Origin of the sequence: Floridaenema evergladense BLCC-F167 (genome assembly GCF_041929205.2) — a bacterium.
Lineage (GTDB): Bacteria > Cyanobacteriota > Cyanobacteriia > Cyanobacteriales > Aerosakkonemataceae > Floridanema > Floridanema evergladense.
Genome location: NZ_CM171625.1, coordinates 324,159 through 347,418 on the forward strand (window position 1 = coordinate 324,159; position 23,260 = coordinate 347,418).

The following is a 23,260-nucleotide window of genomic DNA, read 5'->3' on the forward strand; positions in this document are numbered from 1 at the left end:
GCTTTAAGGAGGCAACAATAATGATGATAGCTTCCAAGTTATCTGTTAATAGCGATCGACTTAAAGAAAGTATAGAAAAACTTGCAGAAATTGGTCAAGTTGCTGATGGTGGAGTGACGCGAATTGCCTTTAGTCAAGAGGATATTGCCGCACGAAATTTAGTGCAGAATTGGATGAGGGAAGCGGGGATGAATGTTCGCATTGATGCAGCAGGAAATATTATTGGTTGTTATGAGGGAAAACAGCCAAAAATTGCAGCTTTAGCAACAGGTTCTCACATTGATACTGTACCTAATGGAGGTCATTACGATGGCAATTTAGGAGTGTTAGCGGGAATCGAAATAGTGAGAACATTTAATGAGAACAATATCAGATTGGAACATCCATTTGAAGTCATTGTTTTTACTGACGAAGAAAGTACAATGATTGGTAGTAAAGCAATGGCGGGAACAGTTAAAAATGATGCTGAACTTTACCGACTTTCTGATGGTACATCTATTGCAGAAAGTTTAGCGAAAATAGGAGGAAATTGGGCGCAAATTGGTAGTGCAAAACGCGATCGATCTCAAATAGCCGCCTACATAGAATTGCACGTAGAACAAGGAGGAATTTTAGATAATTTAAACAAACAAATTGGAGTAGTTGAAGGTGTTGTTGGTGCATATCGGGCTATAATTACTGTTATTGGAAAAGCTAATCATGCCGGAACTACGCCAATGGAAATGCGGCAAGATGCCTTAGTTGCAGGTTCCCAAATCGTCCTAGCAGTGAACGATTTAGGTAAAAAAATGCCGGGAAAACAAGTAGCAACAGTCGGTAAATTTAACGTATTTCCTAACGCTACAAACATTGTACCTGGACAAGTAGAAATGAGCATAGATGTGCGGGATTTATCTGCCGAGAATGTGAAAAAATTGCTTGCGAAATTAGAACATCAATTAACAGAAATTGCTGCTAATACGCAAACTAAAATTACTTTAAAACCATATTTGTGGGTCGATCCAACCTTAGCAGCTAATGAGATTGTAAAGGCGATCGCAAATACCTGCGATCAACTAGGATTATCCCATTATAGTTTACCCAGTCGTGCCGGACACGATGCCCAAGAGATCGGACGTTTCACTGACATGGGAATGATATTTGTTCCTAGCATCGAAGGAATTAGTCACTCCCCCAAAGAACACACCACACCCGAACAATGTACCCAAGGAACAAACGTATTACTACAAACTTTTCTACAATTAGATCGAATTTATTCAACTCAAATTTTGCATCATTCCCAACACCCGCCTGCGAATCAATTCGCAGGCTAATAGTTCAAGTCCACTGAAGTGGACTAAAACGACAGGTGCAAGATCTAAATTCAACAAATAAAATGTAAAATCTCAACTAACATAATAAATCTCTTCTCTTCCTTCGTGTTCTTCGTGTCTTCGTGGTTCAAAAAAATATGTATGATTTGAAAATTGTAATTATTGGCGCTGGTATCGGTGGATTAACAACAGGAATAGCCCTAACAAAAGCTGGCTACCAAGTCGAAATATACGACAGAGTAAAAGAACTACGCCCCGCAGGTGCAGGAATTTCCCTCTGGTCAAATGGCGTAAAAGTTCTCAACAAATTAGGACTTGGCGATAAAATGGCTGCCATTGGCGGACAAATGAATCGGATGCAATATCGAAGTTGTAAAGATGAATTACTCAACGATATTAGCCTACAACCATTAATAGCAGAAGTCGGACAACGCCCTTATCCAGTTGCCCGAACAGACTTACAACAAATGTTGTTAGAAGCATTTACAGGTACGGTAAAATTAGGCAGTAAATGTGTAGGATTTGAAGATGTTGGTGATAGCGTAACAGCAATTTTTGAAGACGGAAATTCAGCAACAGGAGACTTATTAATTGCTGCTGATGGCGTGCGTTCTACCTTGCGTGCTTACATTTTAGGAACAGAAATAGAACCTCGTTATGCTGGATATGTTAACTGGAATGGATTAGTAAAAGCGAGTGAAGATTTAGCACCGAAAAACACTTGGATAATTTACGTTGGCGAACACAAACGTGCTTCAATGATGCCAGTGGGGGGCGATCGCTTTTACTTCTTTTTCGATGTACCATTACCCAAGGGAACATCTACCCCACCCGAAGCAAGACAACAGGAATTAGCTAATTTTTTTCAAGGTTGGCCTCAACCTGTGCAAAACTTAATTAAACAGATTAATCCTTTTGAAACTAATCGTTTAGAAATCCATGATATCGGCCCAATAGATACTTTTGTGCGTGGTAGAGTTGCCTTACTTGGAGATGCTGCCCATAGTACCACACCCGACTTAGGACAGGGTGGTTGTCAAGCGATGGAAGATGCGGAAGTGTTAACTCGCTATCTTTTAACAACAAATATCAGCGTGGAAGATGCACTAAAAAGATACGAGAGAGAACGTAAGGAACGGGCAAATGCTATTGTTTTGAAAGCGCGAAAACGTGCCGATCAAATTCACGGAAAAGAACCGGAAATTACGGAACAATGGTATCAGCAATTACGGCAAGAAAGCCCTTTAGATGTTACTAATGCTATCAGCAAAACTATTTTAGGAGGGCCGTTGCGTTAATCTAGTTTTTTACCACAGATATCCACAGATGAACACAGATAAACACAGATAATATGGCAGGTAAATTAACTACTCATGTTTTAGATACTGCACAAGGTTGTCCGGCGCAAGATTTGGCGATCGAACTTTGGTCAATAACACCTGAAACCAACGAAAAAACCCTCTTAAAAACCATTCATACCAACCAAGACGGACGTACAGATTCACCTTTAATTGAAGGCGAACTTCAGCAAGGAATTTACGAACTAGTCTTTCACGTAGGCGAATACTTCAAGCAACACTTAAAAGACTTACCAAACCCGCTATTTTTAGATCAAATTCCCATTCGTTTCGGCATCGCAAATCCCCAAGCACATTATCATGTTCCTCTCCTAACTTCACCTTGGTCATACAGCACATATCGCGGTAGTTAATCTAAACAAAAATCTAAAATTGCACGATGGATTTACCCAACATAGAAACATATCTTACCCCCCAAAATTTAGCAGAAATTACTAACTGGCAACCCGGATGGACTTGGTTAGCTGGTGGTACTTGGTTATTCAGCGAACCTCAACCCGAAATCACCACCTTAGTTGACCTGCAAAACTTCGGATGGTCAGAAATAGAAATTAACTCCGAAGGTTTAACAATTGGCGCAACTTGTATAATGAGTCAATTATTAAACTACAATTTCCCCGAAAATTGGACAGCAGTAAAAGCATTAAAAAGCGCCGTTAATCAACTAGCATCCTTCAAAATTCAAAACGTCGCCACAGTAGGAGGAAATCTTTGTTTAGGAATACCAGCAGGAACCTTTGCGCCAGTAATGATACTCTTAGATGCGAAATATCAAATTCTCCCTTTATCAGGCGAACCTTATTGGATTTCCGCCTTAGAATTTCAAACTGGAATAAAACAAACAATCCTCAAACCAGGAGAAGTTTTGCGGAAAATATACATCCCCAAAGAAAACTTAGAATTACAAGTTAACTACCAACGAATTTGTCTTGCTTCCGCCGGACTTGCTATATCAATAGTAGTCACCGCTTACAATCCAAATACCCAAATAGTCAAATTTGCAATTAGCGGTTGTATACCATCACCGAAATTAATTGAATTTGCACAAATACCCTCACAAACTGAAATTACCCAAAAACTTAACGAAACAATTCCATTAACCAATTATCTCAACGATACAACCGCATCCAACACATATCGCCAACATATTACCCAAATTTTAATGAAGCGATCGCTAAAATTTTAAACTTTATTATAACACCTCTATAAAACTCTCTCTTTCTTCTTCTCTTTCTTCGTGTCCTTCGTGTCTTCGTGGTTCAAAAAATGCCCCTAAAATTCCAAATTAACAATCAAAACTATAACATTAATTGTCCTCCCGGCACTAGCTTATTAACCTTACTTCGCCAAAAAGGATGGATGGGAGTTCATAAAGTTTGCGAAACAGGAGACTGTGGAAGTTGTACAGTTTGGGTAAACGAAACACCAGTTCATAGCTGCATTTTTCCCGCCCATCGTATTAACAACACCCAAATAACAACCATCGAAGGATTAGCAAAAGAAGACATTTGCCAAATGCAGCAAGCATTCATCGACGAACAAGGATTTCAATGCGGATTTTGTACCCCCGGAATGATTATGTCCGCCGAAAAATTGGACTTTTCCACAGAACAAGAACTTCGCGCCGCAATGGATGGAAATCTCTGCCGTTGTACCGGATATCAAGCAATAGTTGAAAGCATCAAAAAAGGCAAAAATCTAAATAATCTCCCAGTCCCCAGTCCCCAGTCCCCAGTCCCCAGTCCCCAAATAGGACAAAGTATTCCCAAACAAGATGGTTATGAAATTGTTACCGGAAAACCAATTTATACCCCAGATTGGACACCAGAAGGAACATTGCATTTAAAGGTTTTGCGATCGCCACACCCCCACGCCAGAATCCGCAAAATTGACACCACTAAAGCAAAAGAATTACCCGGAGTTCACGCAATCTTCACATATCAAAATGTTAGCAGAATTCCTTACACAACCGCCGGACACGCCGAACCTGTACCCGATCCTCATGACCATTATTTGTTAGATAATAAAGTGCGATTTATTGGCGATCGCATTGCCGCAGTAGTTGCAGAAACACCCGAAATTGCCCAAACAGCTTGTCAATTAATAACAGTAGATTATGAAATTTTACCTCATGTAATTGACCCAGTTTTAGCAATGGGTGAAAAGGTGAAAGAGATGGGGACTGGGGACTGGGGACTGGGGACTGGGGAGTTAAGTAAATCTCCAATTCCTGTAATTCATGATGAACCGGATTCTTATCAAATCCACGACGCAAAACATAACATTTCTGGAGAAGTTCTGATTGAAAAAGGTGATTTAGTTAAGGGATTTGCAGAGGCAGATTTAGTATTAGAAAATACCTACGAATTACCAGCAGTTCAACATACACATTTAGAACCTCATATTAGCACGACTTGGTTAGAAGAAGATGGCACATTAGTAGTTAGGTCTAGCACTCAAGTTCCTTTTCACTGTCAACGACTCCTCGCACAACTCTTCAATTTACCTAAAGAGAAAGTCAGAGTTTATAAAGCAAATATTGGCGGAGGTTTTGGGAATAAACAAGAAATTTTAACTGAAGATCTCTGTGTTTTAGCAACATTAAAAACAGGTCGTCCTGTGCAATGGTTGTTTACCCGCAATGAGGAATTTACTGCTACAAATAGTCGCCATGCGATGAAGGTTCACCTAAAAATTGGGGTGAAGAAAGATGGTAGTTTAACTGCTGTGGAAATGAATGCGATCGCCAACACAGGCGCTTACGGAAATCATGGCACACAAGTAGTTTTCCTCACCGGAACAATGCCATTAGGATTGTATCGTTGTCCGAACCAAAAATTTCACGGTCGCTCAGTTTATACTAACACAATGCCAGCCGGAGCATTTCGCGGATACGGAGCAACCCAAGGCTTTTTTGCAATGGAATGTTTATTAGATGAAATAGCCGAAAAGTTGAAATTAGATCCCTTAGAATTCCGGCGACAAAATTTAATTAACACCGAAGATTCCCTGCTATTAGGAGTTGAAAGACATTTCAAAATAGTCGGTAGTTGTGGATTAGATGAAGCATTAACAAAAATCTCTGAAGTATTAGAATATCAACCAGGAACACCACCAAAAATTAACGGACATTTGCGCCAAGGAGTAGGTTTTGCTGTCGCCATGCAAGGAAGTGGATTAGCCAAAATCCATACAGCAAAAGTTAAAATGGCATTGAAAGAAAATGGTCGATATGAATTAAGAACTGGTGCGGTAGATGTTGGTACAGGCGCAGAAACGACTTTAAGACAAATCGCCGCTGAAGTTTTAAATACAACTTTTGACCAAATTGATATTATTGCTAGCGACACCAAAGAAACACCTTTTGATGCAGGTTCTTATGCTTCTGCTACTACCTATATTACAGGTCAAGCGGTAATTTTAGCCGCCCAAAAGTTACGGGAATTGTTATTAAATAAGGTTAGCGAAATTTGGCAAACTGTTCCCGAAGAATTGGAATTAAACGGCATTTTAATTAAATCAAAAAATTCCTCAATTAATCAAGAGATTGACTTAGAAAGTTTAGCTAAAATTAGCGATCGACCATTAGTAGCAGAATCAGAATATGCAGCAGAACGTTCTACCCTAACTTTCGCCGTTCTAGGAGTAGAAGTAGAAGTAGATACGGAAACGGGAAAAATTAAAATATTGCGTTGCGTGCAAGCAATTGATATTGGCAAAGCGATTAATCCGCGCATTTGTGAAGGTCAAATAATTGGCGGAATAGTGATGGGATTAGGGTATGCTTTAACCGAAGAATTGCACTTCGATGAACAAGGAAAAATCATCAATCCCAACCTTCGTACTTATCGCTTACCCCTTGCCAAAGATGTGCCACCAATAGAAGTATTTTTGATTGAAAAATCCGATCCTTATGGGCCTTTTGGAGCGAAAGGAGTAGGGGAAGTTGTGATTAATTGTGTTGCTCCTGCGATCGTCAATGCTGTTGCTCATGCTACCGGAATTAGACTCAAACAATTACCAATAACACCCGAAAGATTATGGCAAGCAACACAGGCGTTACGTGATGGAGTATAAATTCGTAGATCAGAGTACCAGTACTTATAATTAATTGGCAATAAATTTAGATACGTAGTACGATCTATTAAGTATGTTATGTCACTGCTACTCTAATTACAGCGTATTGCAGGTTTATGAGGTACAGTAACAACAGTTGGTAAACCAGTTTTTTAAATGCTCTGGATTAAACAAATCGAGAGCAGTAGCAATCAGAATATCAACCATTTTGGCAGTGTGGGGAGAAAAGTCGCGCAAAAAAGTTTTCAATTGTGACCACCAATGTTCGATGGGATTAAAGTCAGGAGAATAAGGAGATTGGTAGAGAACTCTAGCACCCACAGATTCAATTAGAGGTTCAATTTCTTTAACTTTATGGGCAGGAAGATTATCCATCACGACTACAGCACCTGTCCAAAGTTGCGGTAGTAAACACTGTTCGATAAACACTTTAAATGCCTCTCCATTCATCGAACCATTCAAGGTCATCACCGCCAAAACTTGAGAAATGCTGACCGCCCCAATGACTGTCACCTTGGCCCCGCGATAAAATGGTTGAAAACCATAGACTCTAGTTCCTTTCTGGCTGCGGGCATGAGTTGGTGTTAACCCTAATAAAACACCCATTTCATCAATAAAAACTAAGTTTTCCGGGTCTATTTGCTTGACTTGCTGCCAGTACTCCATTCTCAATTTTTGAACCCTTTCTGTTTTGGCTTGGCTACTGCGGAGCGTCTTTTTTTTCGCGTTAGTTCCTGTTTTTGCAATGCACGGCACATGGTACTGGTACTTACCCAATGATCGTAAGTTGTACCCCAATATTCGCAGTATTCCCATAATGTTGCGTCTGGGTATTCTTCAACCATAAGTGCTAGTTGTGTTTCCGCTCCGTCCAACTCCCCCTTCATTGCTCCACCTTGTTGTCTTGGCTCTACATGACCTTGAGTTTTCTTCATCAACAGTAGTTTTTGGACAAAGCTTTTGGCTACGCCAAATCTCAAGGCAACTTTTCTGATTGAGGTGTTACCTTGTTCATAAGCCTTGACTATTTTTTCTCGCAAATCCATTGAGTAAGCTTTCATTTTCTCCATTTATTCGCTCTCATTTACTGTACCTCATTTACCTGCAATATGCTGTAAGACCGTAAAGAAGTAGAAACAAATGCAAGCCTCAGTAATAAAGCTGCAAGAAATTATAGAGGGAACAAAGCAGTACCTTGTACCCCTCTTCCAAAGACCTTATAGCTGGGAAAAAGCTCAGTGGCAAATATTGTGGGATGATCTTATCGAACTCTGTAAAGCAGAGAGTCCTCGTCCTCACTTTATGGGTTCTATTGTCACTATACCTACTCAATCGGTGCCTGAAGGTGTCAGTAAATATTTATTGATTGATGGACAACAGCGATTAACTACTGTTTTTATATTGCTTTCTGTTTTGAGAGATACTGCAAAACAGTCCCAGGAAGAATTAGCAGCAGAAATTGATGATACTATTTTGGTTAACCGCTATAAAAAAGGATTGGATTATTATAAAATACAGCCTACACAAGCTGATCGTGTGGCATTCCAAAAAATAATAAATTCAGAATCTCAAGTTAATGAGAGCGGCATTTTAGAATGCTATCGATTCTTTGAGAAGAAAATTCGACAAAACCGATCAACCTTAGATTTGCAAAGAATTAAGAAAGTTATTTGTAGTAATCTTTCTCTTGTGAGTGTTGTTCTTAGTGTCGATGATGATCCTTATTTGGTGTTTGAGAGCCTTAATGCCAAGGGAAGAAATCTAACTCAAGCAGATTTGATTCGTAACTATTTTTTCATGCGAATCCATCCAGAGCATCAAGAATCTGTATATGCTAAATATTGGCAGCCAATGCAGGATTTATTAGATGAAAATTTAACCGAATTTATTCGTCACTATCTGACAAAAACTGGTGTTGAAATTAAGCAGAATGAGATTTATTTTCATATCAAAGATCGAATTAGTGCGAATAATGCAACTTCTTATTTAGAAGATCTGTCTACTTTCTCAGAATATTATTCAAAATTTTTGAAACCTGAACGAGAACCTAATAAAATTGTCCGTAAATACCTTCAACGTTTAAATATTTTAGAGGTTGCAACTGTCTACCCATTTCTCTTAAATTGCTATGATGATTGGATGAAAAATCGTCTTACAGAACAAGAATTTGTTTCGGTTCTTCAAATACTTGAAAATTTTATCCTTCGTCGTTTTGTTTGTAATGTTCAAACAAGAGGATTAAACAGAATTTTTGCCTTGCTTTATTCACAAGTTAGTAAAAGTACTGACCTTGCTTCTGCTAGTTTTGTCGAAAGATTGAAATTGACTCTCCAAAACCGAGATTATCCAAAAGATGCAGAGTTTAGAGCTAGATTGATTGATGTAAAATTGTACGGTAGCAATCGCTCTAAAAAGGGCAAGCTTATCCTTGAATCTATTGAAGAATCTTTTAAGCACAAGGAACAGGTTATTTTTGATGACCTTTCTATTGAACACATTATGCCACAAACCCCGAATGACTGGTGGCAAGAACACTTACAAGAATACTTGGGAGAAAATTGGGCTGTAGAACATGAGCTTCTTCTTCATACTGTGGGAAATTTAACACTCACAGCTTACAATCCAGAACTTTCTAATGATAGCTTTCCAGATAAGAAAAAACGCTTTGAAAACAGTCATTTAGAATTAAATAAGTATTTTCAGTCTAAAAAATCTTGGTGGAAAAAAGATATAGAGGAACGAGCAGAGAATCTTACTAATATTGCTTTACAAATTTGGAGCTATTTTGGTGATGAAGTACAATCTTCACAATCAAGTAGTTTAAATACAACTATGCCAACAGGAAAAATTCCGAAGAGTCTTTATATTTTTGGGCAGGAATTTCCAGTGAAAAGTTGGCGAGATGTTCTAGAAGTTACTTTAAATACAATAGCTGATTTAGAGCCAGATTATTTTAAAAATATTATGCAACAATTCCCTCGCTTTGTAGGCAGGGACGAGAAAGACTTTCGTAGTACACGAAAACTCCATAATGGAGCTTTTATTGAAGTTAACTTGTCAGCACAAAATATCCGCACATTTTGTTTGAAAGCAATAGAAACGGCAGAGTTATCAGCTGAGGAATGGCGAGTTGAAACTCAGGAATCTAATACTAATAAAGGGAAGGCTAAAAAACCATGAGCTAAGAATTACGATCGCCCTCCCCCCAACAACAAACAAGATTATTTGCACAGGTAGAGCGATCGCCATCATCCTCAATGAATAGTCAATATGAAAATTGTCCAAGAAATCTCTCTTATTAGCATTGGAAATTTTGCAGAATCAAGTGATTGGTCTATTATTCGTGATGAAATTCGTGAGGCTATTTCCTTAATTGTTCATCCTCCCGGCACATCAAACTTTACCATTAATCCAACAAGACACGGTAATGGTGTCAAGCTAATTAAAAAAGCTTGCATGATTGCTTTACACGATCGGTTTGGATGGAGTTTGGAAACTTCCATTAACTACGCAACTCGATCGCCAGGAAAAGTAGATGCCACAAAAACTCTTGATAATCATCTTTTTGCCCTAGAATGGGAAACAGGAAACATCTCTTCAAGTCATCGATCGATTAATAAAATGGTTCTAGGATTATTACGAGGAGTTTTTCTCGGTGCTGCTTTGGTACTCCCAAGTAGAAAAATTTATCCTTACCTAACCGATCGCATAGGCAACTATGAAGAGTTAGAGCCATATTTTGATGTTTGGCGAGCAGTTAGACTCGAAGAAGGTTTTCTAGCAATTTTCGTTATTGAACACGATTTAGTAGATAGCCACGTACCAACAATTCCCAAAGGAACAGATGGTCGTGCATTGATATAAATTTTCCTATACAAAACTATCTAAACTAAGGAATCAGAAGTTGTGATCCAGCCGTTTTACGCTGCTTTAATTTCTTATTTCCCCTGGCTGATTCCCATTCCTCAATAATTCCATTAGCTAAATCTGTCAACCTTTCTATTGCTGGTTCCGTATCTCCAATTTCTGAACCAATCCAATAACGGTGTAGTTTTTCTGCCGCATAAAAAGTAGTACCAGAACCCCCAAAAGGATCAACCACAATTTGACCTGGATTAGATGCCATCGCAATAATTCTTTCTAGCATAATCGGAGCCAGTTCATTAGGAACTCGTTTTTTATGCCGACGATGCCGAACAGGTGGAATATCAGTCCACATTTCTTCAGTTAATGCCCATAAAACTTCATTAGAATTAGCTTCCGAAGCATCTTCCCAAACATCCTCTGGCATATCCCAGACATCCATTAAATTAATTCCTTTTTCATTAAGTCTTTTGCGATGCCCACCATAATCTCGGATTTCTCCACCACAATGCCGACAAACTTGAATCGGTGTATAAACTTTATTAAAAACTGCTGGTTCTCCCTTTGTGTAATAGATTAGCCCGTAGTGTGCAGGAGACATTTTTTTACCTCTGGGAAAAGCCTTTGGCATTCTACAAGCAATCCAATGTCGAAACCACATTCCTTTCTGATTGAGAAATGCACCATAATCTATGCACCATCTAGGCAGATTAAATACAAATAAACTTCCACCTGGTTTAAGTACTCGAATGCTTTGATCGAGCCACTTTTGTGACCAACTTAAGTATTGATCGGTTTTCATGCGATCGCTCACACCTTCACCATATTCTTTTCCCAAGTTAAAAGGTGGATCGGCAAATACAAGATCTACTGATTCATCAGGCAAAGCTGACAGAAATTTCCGACAATCTCCTTGATAAAGAATGCCATACTCACTCAGATAAACTTGTTGTAATTTTTGTTTAATTGCAACATCAGGAGAAATCAATTCAAATGGCAGCATTAATTTAGCCTTTAGTACATTAGTATGATTTGAGTTTAGAAACTCTATTGACAATTGTCAATAGAGTTTCTTTGAGGACTTGTACTTCTTGGTTGATAAGGCTTTCCAGTAGGTTGATTTTGATATCTCTCTAACTCAATATCTTCTATATAGTAGTAACGCCCAAGTTTACGAGCTACAATTTGACCATTCTTAATTAGGTCGTGAACTCGCTGACGAGTTACACCAAGTAGTTGTGCAGTTTGAGCTACAGAGAGTAATTCCGGGTTGCCATTTGAATCGGAGTCTGTCATACAATTAAGGTGTTTTAATCATCTAGCTACTTTTTTTACATTGCATTCTTAAGAGTAACTTAAGTCCTGTGAGACATAAATCTAATTAACAAACAAAATCATTTCCACAGGTAGACCGATCGCTAAAACCCCTAAACTTATAGCTACAATGTTTTTTTATGATTAGACTTTTGGGGATAAAACACGATGAAAACTCGTAGCTTTACTGTCATTGTCTACAAAGAAGAGGATACATACATAGCCGAATGTCCCGAAGTTGGCACAGTCGATCAAGGTGAAACTATTGAACAAGCAGTTGCCGGACTCAAAGAAGCAACACGCCTCTATCTTGAAGAATTTCCTTTACCTGAAACCTCTCCTAGATACATAACTAGCATCGAGGTTAGCTATGCCTAAATTGCCACGAATCTCAAGTAGAGAGGCAATTCGCGCACTAGAGCGTTTAGGATTTGAGCAAGTTCGTCAAACTGGTAGTCATGTTGTAATGAAAAAGGCAACTCAGGAAGGGACAATTGGCTGTGTTGTCCCTGTGCATCAAGAATTGAAAATTGGTACATTGAGCGGCATTCTTAAGCAAGCACAAGTTACAGTTGAAGAGTTTATTGAGAATTTGTGAGTTCTCACTATTGCTGATTTCTGGATAATATGATTTCCACAGATTGATCGATCGCACTATCAATAAATTTGCTCCAACAAACCTAATGATTCTGTAAAAGCTAGATCGATGCTGACGAAGTAGTGTATATTATTTTGTGAATATAGCAAATAAAACAAACATGGCGAAATTTCATCTTTTCTTGACTAGTCTTTCCCTGTTCTCTCTCACAACTCTCACTGGTAGCAGTTTTGCTCAAATTAAGCCCTTTAATCAGCAATCCTTGCAGGCGCAAGGAACTACAACTACCACAGCTTCTTGTCCTTTAGATGCGAATATTGCTGTAACATTTCTACGCTCAGAGTGTCGGGAAGTTCAACTCCAACAACCTAGAACTTACTACCGCTACTACAGCAGCGATAGTAATAAATTTGGTCGATATCTCACCACCAATCGCTACGAAAAAAATGTAGATGTCATCAGGAACTTAGCCTTAAAACAAGAGTGGGGGAACAAAGCAACAATTATGTTACAAGTTACTGTGCCTGCTGGAACTAAAGTATATGAAGGTATAGTTGCGCCCCAAGATCCACCAGCCTGTTATCCTGGTGGTGGTCAGCAGACCTTTATTAAAGATTCAAAAGATCCGAATATAAAATGGTCTGAAGGTACGCCAATGCAAGTTGAAGAATTTAAATGTCCCTAAACAATTTCTAAACAAATCAAATGGAAGCCAAAAAACAGGAATTTTTGCAGCTAATCGATCGCGCGATCGGCCTCAGTGAGAAAATGGAAGGTACTACCCCGAATAGTACAGAAAAATTAAACACATTGGTGAGCGAATTACAAAGAATCAAAGCCAATGTGATGAGCGATCGACTTCAACCATCAGAGGGAACCATAACCTTGGGGTTGGCGCGTGAAGTAGCTGATTGGGTAGAACCTTTAAATTCACCTTTATTGGATGCTGTTGGCGCAATCGAGCTTTATTATCAGCAACAATTATAGGTTAAACAGGGAGGGTTTAACCCTCTCTTGAATCAGCCAAAACTTTTTTATGGAGAGCCAGGTGATCCTTTATGGTTTTTGGAAAACATTCAAGAAGTTTAAGCTTAATTTTTATTAATTCAACCTAGCCTAATAACTAATTTAGAATAGCAATGACAAATTACAAAAAAAACTTTACTATCATTTTAGCAGCCGGAAAATCGACCAGAATGGGAGCTTGTAAAACCTCTATTCCCTGGTACAACAATCAAACACTTCTGCAATATCAAGTAACAGAATTTCTCAAAGCAGACTTCATCCCAATAGTAGTTTTATCACCAAAAAATGCTGCTTCTCAGCCTAACTTACCTTCAGAAATTCAAATAATAATTAACCCTAATCCTGAGTTTGGTAAAACCAGTTCTATTCTCACAGGATTAACTCAAATACCCCAGGATTTTACGGCTTTAGCAATATCAGCAGTAGACCAACCACGACCTAGAGAAGTTTACCAAAAATTACACTATTTTCATCTATTAAATAAAGCTTTAATTACCGCGCCGACTTATAGCGATCGCATCGGACACCCCCTACTATTCTCCCCAGAAATGTTGCCTTACTTAAACTCAATTTCCGAAGCAACTCAAGGATTGAGGCAAATAGTTAAAGAATTCCATTCAAAAATTCAAAAAGTAGAATTTGATCACCCAATTGTTTTAGCTGATTTAAATACTCCTGAACATTACCAAACATGGTTTAAAAGTACGTTGTTGCGCTTTAGCGCTAAAGCGCAACAACGTACCTAAGAAAGTGGCTAATTACTAACAGGTAACAGCGCCGATACTACTGGAAGAAACTAACTTGGCATATTTATACAATACGCCAGTAGTATAACGTGGTTCTGGGGGTTGCCATTCGGCACGACGACGGGCTAATTCTTCGTCAGAAACGTGCAATTGTAACAACCTAGCATGAGCGTCTATGGTAATAGTATCGCCTTCTTGGACGATCGCGATCGCACCACCCACAGCCGCCTCTGGTGCCACATGACCTACCACCATTCCGTAAGTCCCACCAGAAAATCTGCCATCAGTAATTAACCCAACAGAATCACCTAATCCAGCACCAATAATTGCTGAAGTTGGTGCTAACATTTCCCGCATTCCGGGGCCACCTTTCGGCCCTTCATAACGGATAACAATGATATCTCCCGCCTTAATTTGATTCCCTAAAATTGCCTGCAAACACAACTCTTCAGATTCAAAAACTCTGGCTGGGCCAGTAATTTTCGGATTCTTAATTCCGGTAATTTTTGCCACCGCACCTTCAGTTGCCAAATTACCTTTTAAAATCGCCAAATGTCCTTGAGCATACATCGGATTATTCCAAGGACGAATCACATCTTGATTAGCTGGCGGTTCATCGGGAACATCGGCTAAAACTTCCGCAATAGTTTGACCTGTAATTGTGAGACAATCACCATGAATTAAACCATGCACTAACAGCATTTTCATTACTTGAGGAATGCCGCCAACTCGGTGTAAATCAATTGCCACATATTTACCCGATGGTTTTAAATCGCAAAGTACCGGAACCTTGGCGCGGATAGTTTCAAAATCATCCAAAGTTAACTCTACACCAGCGGCGCGAGCGATCGCCAAAAAATGCAACACCGCATTCGTCGAACCACCCACAGCCATAATTACAGAAATCGCATTCTCGATCGCCTTCCGAGTAATAATATCACGGGGTAGAATTTGCTTTTTAATCGCCTCCACCAAAGCATAAGCAGACTTTTCAGCACTCTCCGCCTTTTCCCCATCCTCAGCTGCCATCGTCGAAGAAAAAGGCAAACTCATCCCCAACGCCTCAAAAGCAGAAGACATCGTATTTGCCGTATACATTCCCCCACAAGAACCAGCACCCGGACAAGACTTGCGTTCAACCTCAAGCAATTCCGTCTCATCAATTCTGCCAGCGCTGTATTCTCCCACAGCTTCAAACGCACTCACAACAGTTAAATCCTTACCATTGTGATGACCCGGTTTAATCGTACCACCATAAACGAAAATAGCCGGAATATTCATCCTAGCGATCGCAATCATCGCCCCCGGCATATTCTTATCGCAACCGCCAATAGCCAGAACACCATCCATACTCTGACCATTACACACCGTCTCAATGGAATCAGCAATCACCTCTCGCGACACCAGAGAATACTTCATCCCCTCCGTTCCCATCGAAATACCATCGCTAATAGTAATGGTGCCGAAAATTTGCGGCATCGCTCCCGCGACACGAAAACTAGCTTCCGCCTTCAGCGTTAAATCATTAATCCCCACATTGCAGGGTGTAATCGTACTAAATCCGTTAGCAATCCCAACAATAGGTTTAGTAAAATCTCGATCGCCAAAACCAACAGCACGCAGCATAGCGCGATTCGGAGTTCGCTGTACGCCTTGGGTAACAACTTGGCTTCTCAGATTATCAGGCATGGGAAATCCTTATATGCTTTATCAACTGTCATTGGTCATTAATCATTAGTTGCCAGCCTGATGTGAGTAAAATCCCAAAACAGGGCAATATTAAGAGTAAAGGAGTGCAGCATGAGAAAATATTATCTTCCCCCTCCTTAATTGCTCTCTTACCCACTAACCAACAACTCATCAACTCTCACAACCAATGATGCTCGTATCTGATTCTCTCAAATGCACTGTGATTTGGACGCATAAAAACAGGAAAGTTTACCAAAATCATCCGTTAATTGGGAATTACCTATAGGAAGAGATCTTAAATGCAGCGTGCAGAATATTTAATTTTGCAAATCTCTGGCAATCCGAGAAAATTTTCTCAAGGTGAATGCTCCGCTATTACATTTATGAGGTAAAGAATAATGAATGCTGACGAACTCTTAGAACGATATGCTGCTAACGAAAGAGAATTTTTGGATCTCAACCTACATGGCGTGTCTCTAATAGGTGTTGACTTGAGCGAAATCAACCTGCGTGGTTCAGATTTAAGCGAAGCTAATTTAACTGGAGCTTCCTTAGTCGGGGCAAATTTACGGGAAGCTAACCTTAAAGGAGCTATTCTCCGTGCTAATCTTAGCGAAGCTAATTTAATTGGTGCCAATATTGCTGGAGCCGACTTAAGCGCTGCTAACCTCTCAGGAGCTAGTTTGAGAACTGCTCAGTTAGAAGATAGTAAACTCATGGGAGCTAACTTGAGCGAAGCTAACCTGAGCGAAGCTAACTTGCGTCGCGCCAATCTCAGCGGCGCAAAACTAATTGATGCGCCGATGAATCGAGCCAACTTAATTAATGCTGTCCTCAGTGGTGCTATTTTAGAGGGTGCTAACCTCACCAATGCGATTCTCAGCGGAGCTAACTTAGAAAAAGCTAAATTAATCCAAGCGATTCTCAACGGAGCAGTTTTAGAAAGAGTTAATTTAAGCGGAGCAGATTTAAGCCGTGCCAAAATGATTGGTTGTAATTTAGCTGGCGCAGATTTAAGCAGCACTAATATGAGGAGTGTAAGTATTAGTTGGTCAACCTTGCGTGGTGTTAATCTACAAGGAGCCAATCTCTACCGTGCTAAACTTGCTTGGTCTAATTTGACTGGAGCTATTTTACGGGGAGCAATTTTGATTGATGCCAATATGAATCGAACGAATCTGAAAAATGCGGAACTAGATGGTGCAATTATGCCGGATGGCAGAACTTTTGAGTAAATAAATTGCTATTTGTGAGGGTGCATCGATCGATTTTAGATTTTAGATTTTAGATTTTAGATTGATTCCAAATTTTACTCTTTGCCTTCTGCTTTACTCTGTTAGTAAGAAAAGTCAACCTCAAATAATCTTTTTTAATATCAGAGATTGACTTTTCCATTAAAGGGAAAAATAGCTGCTAAAAATTAGCTTTTAGCGATTTTTTCCCTTTTTCAGCCTTTAGGAGTCTCCATTCTCCTTTAAATAGGCTTCTATGGCTTCGGTTGCTAACTGAACCAGTGGCTTACCTTGACGAGCAGCCGCTTGTTTAAGACGATCGTACACATCATCGCGGACGCTAATCCGACGGCGAATTTTGTTGGGAGTCGTGCTTTGAGTGGTTGCAGTTGTTTCGGTTGATTCCACAGGCGTTACAACTTCTGTTTTTTCCATACCATAATTAATTAGATGACCATTGGCTAACTCTACATCAGCTGGTGCAGTCTGGTATGAGGTGCTAAAGCTTCTGAGTGCTTCAAATCCTACTCGATCGCAAAAATCACCGAAGCTTTCGGGTTTTTCTTGTTGTGATTGTTCTTTGCGGAAATAAACCAGCAATGGTTCTAAGGTTGTTTCTATGTCTTGAATGCTCACTTTGTCCATATAGGGTTGCGCTAACCGCGTTTGATCGCGATCTCCCCCTAACCAAATTTGATAGGCATCCGGCCCTTGACCAACGAAGCCAATTTCTGCTAAATATGGACGGGCGCATCCGTTGGGGCAACCTGTCATTCTGACTACGAAATGTTCTTCTTTGAGTCCGACTTTTACGAGTAATGTTCGCAGTCTTTCCAGAATGCTAGGAATAATTCTTTCCGCTTCGGTGATTGCTAAACCGCAAGTGGGTAAGGCGGGACAAGCCATTGAGTAACGGACTAAGGGATCGATTTGAGTTTCGGTTTTGATGCCGTTGCGATCGAGTATTTCTGCAATTTCTCCCTTTTTTCCCGCCTCAATTTCCGTCAAAATTAAATTTTGATGCGGGGTCAAATAAATCGGCAATTGGTATTTCTGCACGATCTCTTTCAGGGCAGTTTTTAATTTAAAATCCCCTTCATCTTTAATCCGCCCATTTTCAATGGAAATTCCCAAAAATAGTTTACCGTCTCCCTGTTTGTGCCAGCCTAAAAAGTCTAAATACTTAAATTCTGGCAGCGGTTTAAACGGTTCTAATGGTTTCCCAAAATATCCTTCTACTGTTTGTTTAAATTTCTCAACTCCCCAATCTTCGATCAGGTATTTCATTCTGGCATGACGGCGATTTGCGCGATCGCCATAATCTCTCTGCGTCGCTACAATTGCTTTAACTAAATCGTAAACATCGGCTTTGTCTACATAACAAATTGGATCTGCTAATCTGGGAAAAGTCTCTTCTTGATTATGCGTCCGACCTAAACCACCACCCGCAAACACATCAAATCCAATTAATTCTCCCTCAGCATTAGTAATCACAACTAAACTCAAATCTTGGGAAAACAAATCAACAGAATTATCCCCCGGTACAGTCACAGAACATTTGAATTTACGAGGCATATAATTAGTCCCGTAAATTGGTTCTTTTTCGTCTTCTAAATTACTTCCGTTAATGTTGCGTTTTCTCGCTGCAACTACTTCCGGGTCTTCTTCGCCAGAGATCGCTATTTCCCCATCTAACCAAATTTCGTAGTAAGCTCCACTTTGGGGTGTGAGTAAGTCAGCGACGTTGTTGGCATATTCCCAAGCATACTTGTACTCTGGGCGGTTTTTGTAAGGGGCGGGCGGTGCCATCACGTTACGGTTGATGTCGCCGCAAGCGCCAAGGGTGGAACCCATGTTTTTCACGATCGCTGCGATCGCAGTTTTCAAATTTTGCTTTAAAATGCCATGTAATTGGAAACCTTGACGAGTAGTTGCTCTGATTGTCTGGTTGCCATACTCATCCGATAAGCGATCGATCGTCAAATACAATTGAGGTGGAATAAATCCTCCCGGACTCCGAGTTCGCAGCATAAACTGGTAGTCCTTTTCCTGACCTTTCACCCGATTATCCCGATCGTCTTGCTGATAAGACCCGTGAAACTTTAAAATCTGAGTGGCATTTTCACTAAAACTGTTTGTATCTTGTAAAAGTTCAGTGGCAACTGGTTCGCGCAAATAATTACTCTGTTCTTTTAAACCTTCTACTTTAGAAAGTTTTCGTGCTGTAGCTGTTGGTGTGGCAAACTGGGTCATGGAACTATTCTGAATTTGAACTTGGGGCTTTCTTCAAATTTTCTTTCCCACCCTTAAATCTGGATGGCGAAATTCTGGTATATTAATTCCGGTAATCCGATGGGAATTATGGATATTGTTATATTTTATCACAGTTAGGGGGCAAAAGTTTGTTAGTATAGAAACTTTTGCTAGTTACCAATTTTCTTCATATTTACCAGACAACCATTTAGGAATAATTACCTAGCAGACATTAAAGAAATGGAACAGTTATATTAATATTTTTTAAGTAATGTCAAAAAATCTTGCAAATTGTTACTTTATAACTTGATAATTAAACTTTAGGGACGACAAGTTCTAATTTTTTTAATGGTCACAGTTTAAAAAATGACAACTGTGGAGTAGTCTGCCTGTCTTTGCGATCGTGGCGATCGATTAAATCACATCGCACCTCAGCAAAGATTTGCCCCCGAAAATTCCAGATCATACCAGTCCATTTACACCAATTTCAGGAGTATTCCTAATGTTTGGTTTTATCAAAAATATATTCTCTTCTAACAAATCAGACTCAACTAAACCCAAAACGAAAAAGCAAAAAGGTTACTTTTTGGAACTAGATGATTCTGCAAATCCTCAAACCACAAATGGCAGTAAAGCAGCCGAAACCCCCAAAGCTGAACCTGCACCAGTAGCAAAAACTTCCCCCACTGAAGTTCAGGAAACAGTAACATTGGTTGAACCAACCACAACTGAAACCAAACCCGAACCAGCCAAAGCTGAAACCAAGCCAGCGAAAACTTCAATTAAAAAAGCAAAACCTGCACCCGCAGAAAAACCAGAACCCGTAGCAACTCCTGCACCCGCAGTAGCTACTGAAGAAAATAGTCAACCCGAACCAGAACAAACCTTTGCACCTAAGTATCTCGCATCTACAGGTAGCAATGGTCGTCGCCGTCCAGGTGCAAATATGAGTTCCTACTTAGAAATGGCACGTCAGGTCAAATCTTCCAAGTAGTAGAAAGAGGAAAAGAAGAATTTTTATCTTCTGCCTTCTACCTATTGCTTGAGGAAAGCGAGGCTACTGTACAGCTGAAAAGCTGGGTCCCAGTGGGTTGGTTCTCTGCGAAATAAAGTAATGTGGGATGGAATTTGGTTTAAAAGTTCAACGTGGTCGAGTACAGTTTCCGCAAAAGCGGTGAAATCAGACCAGACTTTTGCTTGTGGCGTTTGATGACTCAAGAAATCGAGTAAGCCGTTCCAGTTAATTCTAGTGGTAGCTTGCTCTGGATCGGGAACAAAGGTAATACCTTGCTGAAACTGGTAGTTACTATCCCACAAACGCAGAATGCAGTTTCTTGCTGGTAAGTGTAAGTCACAAAATTGAGCGTAGTCTAAGGTTTGTACCTTACGTTGGAGTTTTCTGCGGAAGTCAAGGTCTACGACTTCTTCAAAAATGGGTAGTTGTCCTTGGACAAGTTGAGTCACTTCTTGCCAGTCGAAAGTTAGGGAACCCAGCTGATTTTGTTGGTTGTAGCAAACTACGGTGGGGTGAGGATAGATTACTTGGAAGTAGCTGACTCGGAAGATATTGATTTTCTCGATATCACCTAGTTTGATCCAAAAGCAGGGAATTTGAGCGTTAAGTAGTTGTTGACCGTAAAATCGCAGTTCTCCGATCGCACCTGTTCGGAATAGCCGCCAACCTCTACTTTGTAATTTTAATCTGGCACTGTAGGGGTCAATATTCATAATTTGGGCAAAGTTTTGGGCGGCTTGTTGTTTAGCCTCGCTACTCACAGGTTCTAAAATTAGTACGCCGGGTTGAGTGTCGCTAGGATCGGCTTTAGCTTTAGCGATTTCCTCTCGGCGTTTTTCTTTTCGGCTTTTTTCAATGTTTTGTAATCCCTGACGCGCTTGGGAGACAATTTTTGGGTTGGTAGTATCTCGCAATAGCTGGCGATAAATAGTTTCGGCTGTTTCCAGTTTGCCTGTAACTTCATGCAATCGGGCAGCATACAAGCGTCCCAAAGGGTGTTGCGGCGATTCTTTAAGTAAAAGTTTGAGTAAACGTGCAGCTTCCCGATAGTCTTTCCGATCGAAAGCAGCGGCGACTTGGTTAATCATTTTTTCCTGAAACCTTTTTCATAATCTCTCTAATCTAATACTTCCCTTTTCTACTGACTTTAGAGCCCCGACTTCTTAAAGAAGTTGGGGCTCTCGCTAGCAGCTTCTGCGGTTGCTGTTACTAGGGAAAGGGCAACTACGGGCGCGAGTACTGCGGTGAGAATACGCTTTCCTAATGATACTGTTTGAAATCCGGCTGCGCGAGCTTCTTGAATTTCCCTCTCCGTCCATCCTCCTTCCGGCCCTGTTGCTATAGTAATTTCTGTGTTGGGAAATGGGATTAAATAATTAAGTAAATGAGGTGAGTTTCCTCTGGCATAACAGATATATTTTGACCCATTAATTAAGGAAAAGCTATTTTTAAACGGGATTGGTTCCAGGATTTCGGGTACTATTTGGCGTTCGGATTGTTCGGCTGCTTCGATCGCAATGCGTCGCCAGCGATCGATTTTTTGTGGGCTAGGTTTTAGGAGAGTGCGATCGCTAATTACTGGGATAATTTTAGTTACTCCTAATTCGGTTATTTGTTTAACTACTTCATCAAATCCGTTTTTCGGTAAGGCAACAATCGAGGTAATTGAAATAGGTAATTCGGTGTAAATTGTAATTGGTTCAATAATTTCTGCTTGTTGATTTACGAGTTTAGCTAACCACCATTGCCCTTGTCCGTTCATGGCGATAAAGCGATCGTCTGTTTGTAAGCGCAATACTCGACTTAAATAATGATATTGTTCGGGCGTTAGGGTGATTTGTTGGTTTTCAATTTGGGTTGCGGAAATGGTTAGTCTTTGAAGTTGAGGCATTTTTAGAACGCAGATGAAAGCAGATAAACGCAGATGAACGCAGATGTTAGCGTTATCTTTATTGTTGGGAAGCCGAGGTTTTTTCCAGATGGTTGCGAATTATTTCTCTAACTTCCATTAAAATTACTCCTAGTCTGTTTTTTCCACTTCCGTCAGCACCACAACCCCAATAATAATCGATCGGTGAATTTTCTACTATTTCTTCTTCACCTGTGGCAAGTAAAACTTCTTGAATGTCTGCATGGGTTTGAAATTTTTTTAATACGCCTTTTTGCATGATTTCTTCTTTGACTTGTTCCCAGTCGGGACGTAAAGGACGTTTTCTGTCTCGTCCCATTTTGGCAGCATCTTTAGGGTTTTTTACTTGGCGAATTTGTTCGCAATGAGGTGTTCCGGCAAACTTTTGCGCTTGAAAATAATGTTCGCTTGTAGGCCAATAAACTCCTTCTAATTCAAACCCGTGACGAGAAAAATTGGAAAAACAACCATAAGTACCGCGAGTGCTGTAAAAATAAATAGTCATAATTTTGCCGATTTATCCCCAGTGTTAAATAAAGTTTTGACAACTTCCGATTGTCGGGAACAAAGGTTTGCTAGTAAAGTCATTTCTCGCCAGGTGTTTCTCCCAGTCCCCAATCCCCAATCCCCAAAAGGAGTGAAAAAAGAGGACGATCTTTCGGTATTATAGAGAACTGTCCTACCTAGTTGACCGATAGGTTCGGCTGTTCACACCTTCTGGAGATACCACGATGTTTACCCTTAAAGTTGTTGTCAATGTTGTTGTTGCTTTCTTTGTCTTACTATTCGTTTTTGGATTCCTCTCTAATGACCCTGCTCGTAATCCCAAACGCCGCGATTTGGAATAATACAAGGTTAAACCACCT

The 23,260-nt window shown here is 40.0% G+C and carries 24 protein-coding genes; 15 read left to right on the forward strand and 9 right to left on the reverse strand.

Going from position 1 to position 23,260, the window contains the following annotated elements:
• The first annotated feature begins 20 nt into the window (after positions 1-20).
• The 5 genes from ACE1CA_RS01475 (at position 21) to ACE1CA_RS01495 (ending at position 6,748) form a co-directional block, all read left to right on the forward strand.
• Positions 21-1,313: a Zn-dependent hydrolase gene (locus ACE1CA_RS01475; protein WP_413277843.1), complete on the forward strand. Its 1,293-nt coding sequence runs from the start codon at positions 21-23 to the stop codon at positions 1,311-1,313.
• 137 nt (positions 1,314-1,450) lie between these two features.
• Positions 1,451-2,611: an FAD-dependent urate hydroxylase HpxO gene (gene hpxO / locus ACE1CA_RS01480; protein WP_413277842.1), complete on the forward strand. Its 1,161-nt coding sequence runs from the start codon at positions 1,451-1,453 to the stop codon at positions 2,609-2,611.
• 53 nt (positions 2,612-2,664) lie between these two features.
• Entirely contained in the window at positions 2,665-3,024 is a 360-nt protein-coding gene (gene uraH, locus ACE1CA_RS01485; RefSeq protein WP_413277841.1) for a hydroxyisourate hydrolase, read from the forward strand.
• Between the two features lie 26 nt (positions 3,025-3,050).
• Positions 3,051-3,857: an FAD binding domain-containing protein gene (locus tag ACE1CA_RS01490; RefSeq protein WP_413277840.1), complete on the forward strand. Its 807-nt coding sequence runs from the start codon at positions 3,051-3,053 to the stop codon at positions 3,855-3,857.
• 80 nt (positions 3,858-3,937) lie between these two features.
• Entirely contained in the window at positions 3,938-6,748 is a 2,811-nt protein-coding gene (locus ACE1CA_RS01495) for a molybdopterin-dependent oxidoreductase (RefSeq protein WP_413277839.1), read from the forward strand.
• A gap of 114 nt (positions 6,749-6,862) precedes the next feature.
• On the opposite strand, the gene ACE1CA_RS01500 is transcribed toward ACE1CA_RS01495, so the two are convergent.
• A complete protein-coding gene (locus ACE1CA_RS01500) occupies positions 6,863-7,504 on the reverse strand; it encodes an IS630 family transposase (RefSeq protein ID WP_413278992.1) in 642 nt (213 codons plus the stop codon).
• Positions 7,417-7,809 (reverse strand): helix-turn-helix domain-containing protein, encoded by a 393-nt coding sequence (locus tag ACE1CA_RS01505; RefSeq protein WP_486517615.1) that lies wholly within the window; start codon positions 7,807-7,809, stop codon positions 7,417-7,419. The genes ACE1CA_RS01500 and ACE1CA_RS01505 overlap by 88 nt, the downstream gene beginning before the upstream one ends.
• Before the next feature lie 79 nt (positions 7,810-7,888).
• Between ACE1CA_RS01505 and ACE1CA_RS01510 the strand changes: the two genes are divergently transcribed.
• Both ACE1CA_RS01510 and ACE1CA_RS01515 read left to right on the forward strand, forming a co-directional pair.
• On the forward strand, positions 7,889-9,928 hold the full coding sequence (locus ACE1CA_RS01510) for a DUF262 domain-containing protein (RefSeq protein ID WP_413277646.1): 2,040 nt from the start codon (positions 7,889-7,891) through the stop codon (positions 9,926-9,928).
• Between the two features lie 90 nt (positions 9,929-10,018).
• The gene (locus ACE1CA_RS01515; protein ID WP_413277645.1) at positions 10,019-10,612 is read left to right on the forward strand and encodes a PDDEXK family nuclease; all 594 of its coding nucleotides are present in this window, start codon (positions 10,019-10,021) and stop codon (positions 10,610-10,612) included.
• A 25-nt stretch (positions 10,613-10,637) separates the two neighbouring features.
• Here the strand turns inward: ACE1CA_RS01515 and ACE1CA_RS01520 are convergent, their stop codons facing one another.
• Together ACE1CA_RS01520 and ACE1CA_RS01525 are read right to left on the reverse strand one after the other, a co-directional pair.
• A complete protein-coding gene (locus ACE1CA_RS01520; RefSeq protein WP_413277644.1) occupies positions 10,638-11,615 on the reverse strand; it encodes a DNA-methyltransferase in 978 nt (325 codons plus the stop codon).
• 44 nt (positions 11,616-11,659) lie between these two features.
• Positions 11,660-11,908, reverse strand: coding sequence for a helix-turn-helix domain-containing protein (locus tag ACE1CA_RS01525; protein WP_413277643.1), 249 nt, complete (start codon positions 11,906-11,908; stop codon positions 11,660-11,662).
• Between the two features lie 186 nt (positions 11,909-12,094).
• Between ACE1CA_RS01525 and ACE1CA_RS01530 the strand changes: the two genes are divergently transcribed.
• From ACE1CA_RS01530 to ACE1CA_RS01550, 5 genes are all read left to right on the forward strand, one after another.
• Positions 12,095-12,304 (forward strand): type II toxin-antitoxin system HicB family antitoxin, encoded by a 210-nt coding sequence (locus tag ACE1CA_RS01530; RefSeq protein WP_413263608.1) that lies wholly within the window; start codon positions 12,095-12,097, stop codon positions 12,302-12,304.
• On the forward strand, positions 12,297-12,524 hold the full coding sequence (locus tag ACE1CA_RS01535; protein ID WP_413277642.1) for a type II toxin-antitoxin system HicA family toxin: 228 nt from the start codon (positions 12,297-12,299) through the stop codon (positions 12,522-12,524). Before ACE1CA_RS01530 ends, ACE1CA_RS01535 begins: the two co-directional genes overlap by 8 nt.
• 160 nt (positions 12,525-12,684) lie before the next feature.
• On the forward strand, positions 12,685-13,209 hold the full coding sequence (locus ACE1CA_RS01540) for a hypothetical protein (RefSeq protein WP_413277641.1): 525 nt from the start codon (positions 12,685-12,687) through the stop codon (positions 13,207-13,209).
• Positions 13,210-13,229: 20 nt separating this feature from the next.
• Positions 13,230-13,511: a hypothetical protein gene (locus ACE1CA_RS01545; RefSeq protein WP_413277640.1), complete on the forward strand. Its 282-nt coding sequence runs from the start codon at positions 13,230-13,232 to the stop codon at positions 13,509-13,511.
• Positions 13,512-13,663: 152 nt separating this feature from the next.
• A complete protein-coding gene (locus ACE1CA_RS01550) occupies positions 13,664-14,296 on the forward strand; it encodes a nucleotidyltransferase family protein (RefSeq protein WP_413277639.1) in 633 nt (210 codons plus the stop codon).
• Between the two features lie 15 nt (positions 14,297-14,311).
• On the opposite strand, the gene ilvD is transcribed toward ACE1CA_RS01550, so the two are convergent.
• Entirely contained in the window at positions 14,312-15,985 is a 1,674-nt protein-coding gene (ilvD, locus tag ACE1CA_RS01555; protein ID WP_413277638.1) for a dihydroxy-acid dehydratase, read from the reverse strand.
• 398 nt (positions 15,986-16,383) lie between these two features.
• Between ilvD and ACE1CA_RS01560 the strand changes: the two genes are divergently transcribed.
• A complete protein-coding gene (locus ACE1CA_RS01560) occupies positions 16,384-17,220 on the forward strand; it encodes a pentapeptide repeat-containing protein (protein ID WP_413277637.1) in 837 nt (278 codons plus the stop codon).
• Between the two features lie 219 nt (positions 17,221-17,439).
• Here ACE1CA_RS01560 and sir read toward each other — a convergent pair whose 3' ends face one another.
• The gene (sir, locus tag ACE1CA_RS01565) at positions 17,440-19,470 is read right to left on the reverse strand and encodes a sulfite reductase, ferredoxin dependent (protein WP_413277636.1); all 2,031 of its coding nucleotides are present in this window, start codon (positions 19,468-19,470) and stop codon (positions 17,440-17,442) included.
• Between the two features lie 502 nt (positions 19,471-19,972).
• On the opposite strand from sir, the gene ACE1CA_RS01570 reads away from it, so the two are divergent.
• A complete protein-coding gene (locus ACE1CA_RS01570) occupies positions 19,973-20,464 on the forward strand; it encodes a hypothetical protein (protein ID WP_413277635.1) in 492 nt (163 codons plus the stop codon).
• A 41-nt stretch (positions 20,465-20,505) separates the two neighbouring features.
• Here ACE1CA_RS01570 and ACE1CA_RS01575 read toward each other — a convergent pair whose 3' ends face one another.
• Genes ACE1CA_RS01575 through ybiA form a run of 3 tightly spaced genes read right to left on the reverse strand, consistent with a single transcriptional unit; the run spans position 20,506 to position 22,899 of the window.
• Entirely contained in the window at positions 20,506-21,573 is a 1,068-nt protein-coding gene (locus ACE1CA_RS01575) for a tetratricopeptide repeat protein (protein WP_413277634.1), read from the reverse strand.
• Between the two features lie 59 nt (positions 21,574-21,632).
• Positions 21,633-22,376: a 16S rRNA (uracil(1498)-N(3))-methyltransferase gene (locus ACE1CA_RS01580; RefSeq protein ID WP_413277633.1), complete on the reverse strand. Its 744-nt coding sequence runs from the start codon at positions 22,374-22,376 to the stop codon at positions 21,633-21,635.
• A 58-nt stretch (positions 22,377-22,434) separates the two neighbouring features.
• Entirely contained in the window at positions 22,435-22,899 is a 465-nt protein-coding gene (ybiA, locus tag ACE1CA_RS01585; protein ID WP_413277632.1) for a riboflavin biosynthesis intermediates N-glycosidase, read from the reverse strand.
• A gap of 226 nt (positions 22,900-23,125) precedes the next feature.
• Here ybiA and ACE1CA_RS01590 point away from each other — a divergent pair, with 226 nt between their 5' ends.
• Positions 23,126-23,242, forward strand: a complete 117-nt coding sequence (locus ACE1CA_RS01590) for a photosystem II reaction center protein I (protein ID WP_413277631.1) — start codon at positions 23,126-23,128, stop codon at positions 23,240-23,242.
• Positions 23,243-23,260: the final 18 nt, after the last annotated feature.

Coding starts and splice junctions, on each gene's coding strand:
- ACE1CA_RS01475 (WP_413277843.1), top strand. CDS start 21: ATGATGATAGCTTCCAAGTTATCTGTTAATAGCGATCGACTTAAAGAA.
- hpxO (WP_413277842.1), top strand. CDS start 1,451: ATGTATGATTTGAAAATTGTAATTATTGGCGCTGGTATCGGTGGATTA.
- uraH (WP_413277841.1), top strand. CDS start 2,665: ATGGCAGGTAAATTAACTACTCATGTTTTAGATACTGCACAAGGTTGT.
- ACE1CA_RS01490 (WP_413277840.1), top strand. CDS start 3,051: ATGGATTTACCCAACATAGAAACATATCTTACCCCCCAAAATTTAGCA.
- ACE1CA_RS01495 (WP_413277839.1), top strand. CDS start 3,938: ATGCCCCTAAAATTCCAAATTAACAATCAAAACTATAACATTAATTGT.
- ACE1CA_RS01505 (WP_486517615.1), bottom strand. CDS start 7,809: ATGAAAGCTTACTCAATGGATTTGCGAGAAAAAATAGTCAAGGCTTAT.
- ACE1CA_RS01510 (WP_413277646.1), top strand. CDS start 7,889: ATGCAAGCCTCAGTAATAAAGCTGCAAGAAATTATAGAGGGAACAAAG.
- ACE1CA_RS01515 (WP_413277645.1), top strand. CDS start 10,019: ATGAAAATTGTCCAAGAAATCTCTCTTATTAGCATTGGAAATTTTGCA.
- ACE1CA_RS01520 (WP_413277644.1), bottom strand. CDS start 11,615: ATGCTGCCATTTGAATTGATTTCTCCTGATGTTGCAATTAAACAAAAA.
- ACE1CA_RS01525 (WP_413277643.1), bottom strand. CDS start 11,908: ATGACAGACTCCGATTCAAATGGCAACCCGGAATTACTCTCTGTAGCT.
- ACE1CA_RS01530 (WP_413263608.1), top strand. CDS start 12,095: ATGAAAACTCGTAGCTTTACTGTCATTGTCTACAAAGAAGAGGATACA.
- ACE1CA_RS01535 (WP_413277642.1), top strand. CDS start 12,297: ATGCCTAAATTGCCACGAATCTCAAGTAGAGAGGCAATTCGCGCACTA.
- ACE1CA_RS01540 (WP_413277641.1), top strand. CDS start 12,685: ATGGCGAAATTTCATCTTTTCTTGACTAGTCTTTCCCTGTTCTCTCTC.
- ACE1CA_RS01545 (WP_413277640.1), top strand. CDS start 13,230: ATGGAAGCCAAAAAACAGGAATTTTTGCAGCTAATCGATCGCGCGATC.
- ACE1CA_RS01550 (WP_413277639.1), top strand. CDS start 13,664: ATGACAAATTACAAAAAAAACTTTACTATCATTTTAGCAGCCGGAAAA.
- ilvD (WP_413277638.1), bottom strand. CDS start 15,985: ATGCCTGATAATCTGAGAAGCCAAGTTGTTACCCAAGGCGTACAGCGA.
- ACE1CA_RS01560 (WP_413277637.1), top strand. CDS start 16,384: ATGAATGCTGACGAACTCTTAGAACGATATGCTGCTAACGAAAGAGAA.
- sir (WP_413277636.1), bottom strand. CDS start 19,470: ATGACCCAGTTTGCCACACCAACAGCTACAGCACGAAAACTTTCTAAA.
- ACE1CA_RS01570 (WP_413277635.1), top strand. CDS start 19,973: ATGTTTGGTTTTATCAAAAATATATTCTCTTCTAACAAATCAGACTCA.
- ACE1CA_RS01575 (WP_413277634.1), bottom strand. CDS start 21,573: ATGATTAACCAAGTCGCCGCTGCTTTCGATCGGAAAGACTATCGGGAA.
- ACE1CA_RS01580 (WP_413277633.1), bottom strand. CDS start 22,376: ATGCCTCAACTTCAAAGACTAACCATTTCCGCAACCCAAATTGAAAAC.
- ybiA (WP_413277632.1), bottom strand. CDS start 22,899: ATGACTATTTATTTTTACAGCACTCGCGGTACTTATGGTTGTTTTTCC.
- ACE1CA_RS01590 (WP_413277631.1), top strand. CDS start 23,126: ATGTTTACCCTTAAAGTTGTTGTCAATGTTGTTGTTGCTTTCTTTGTC.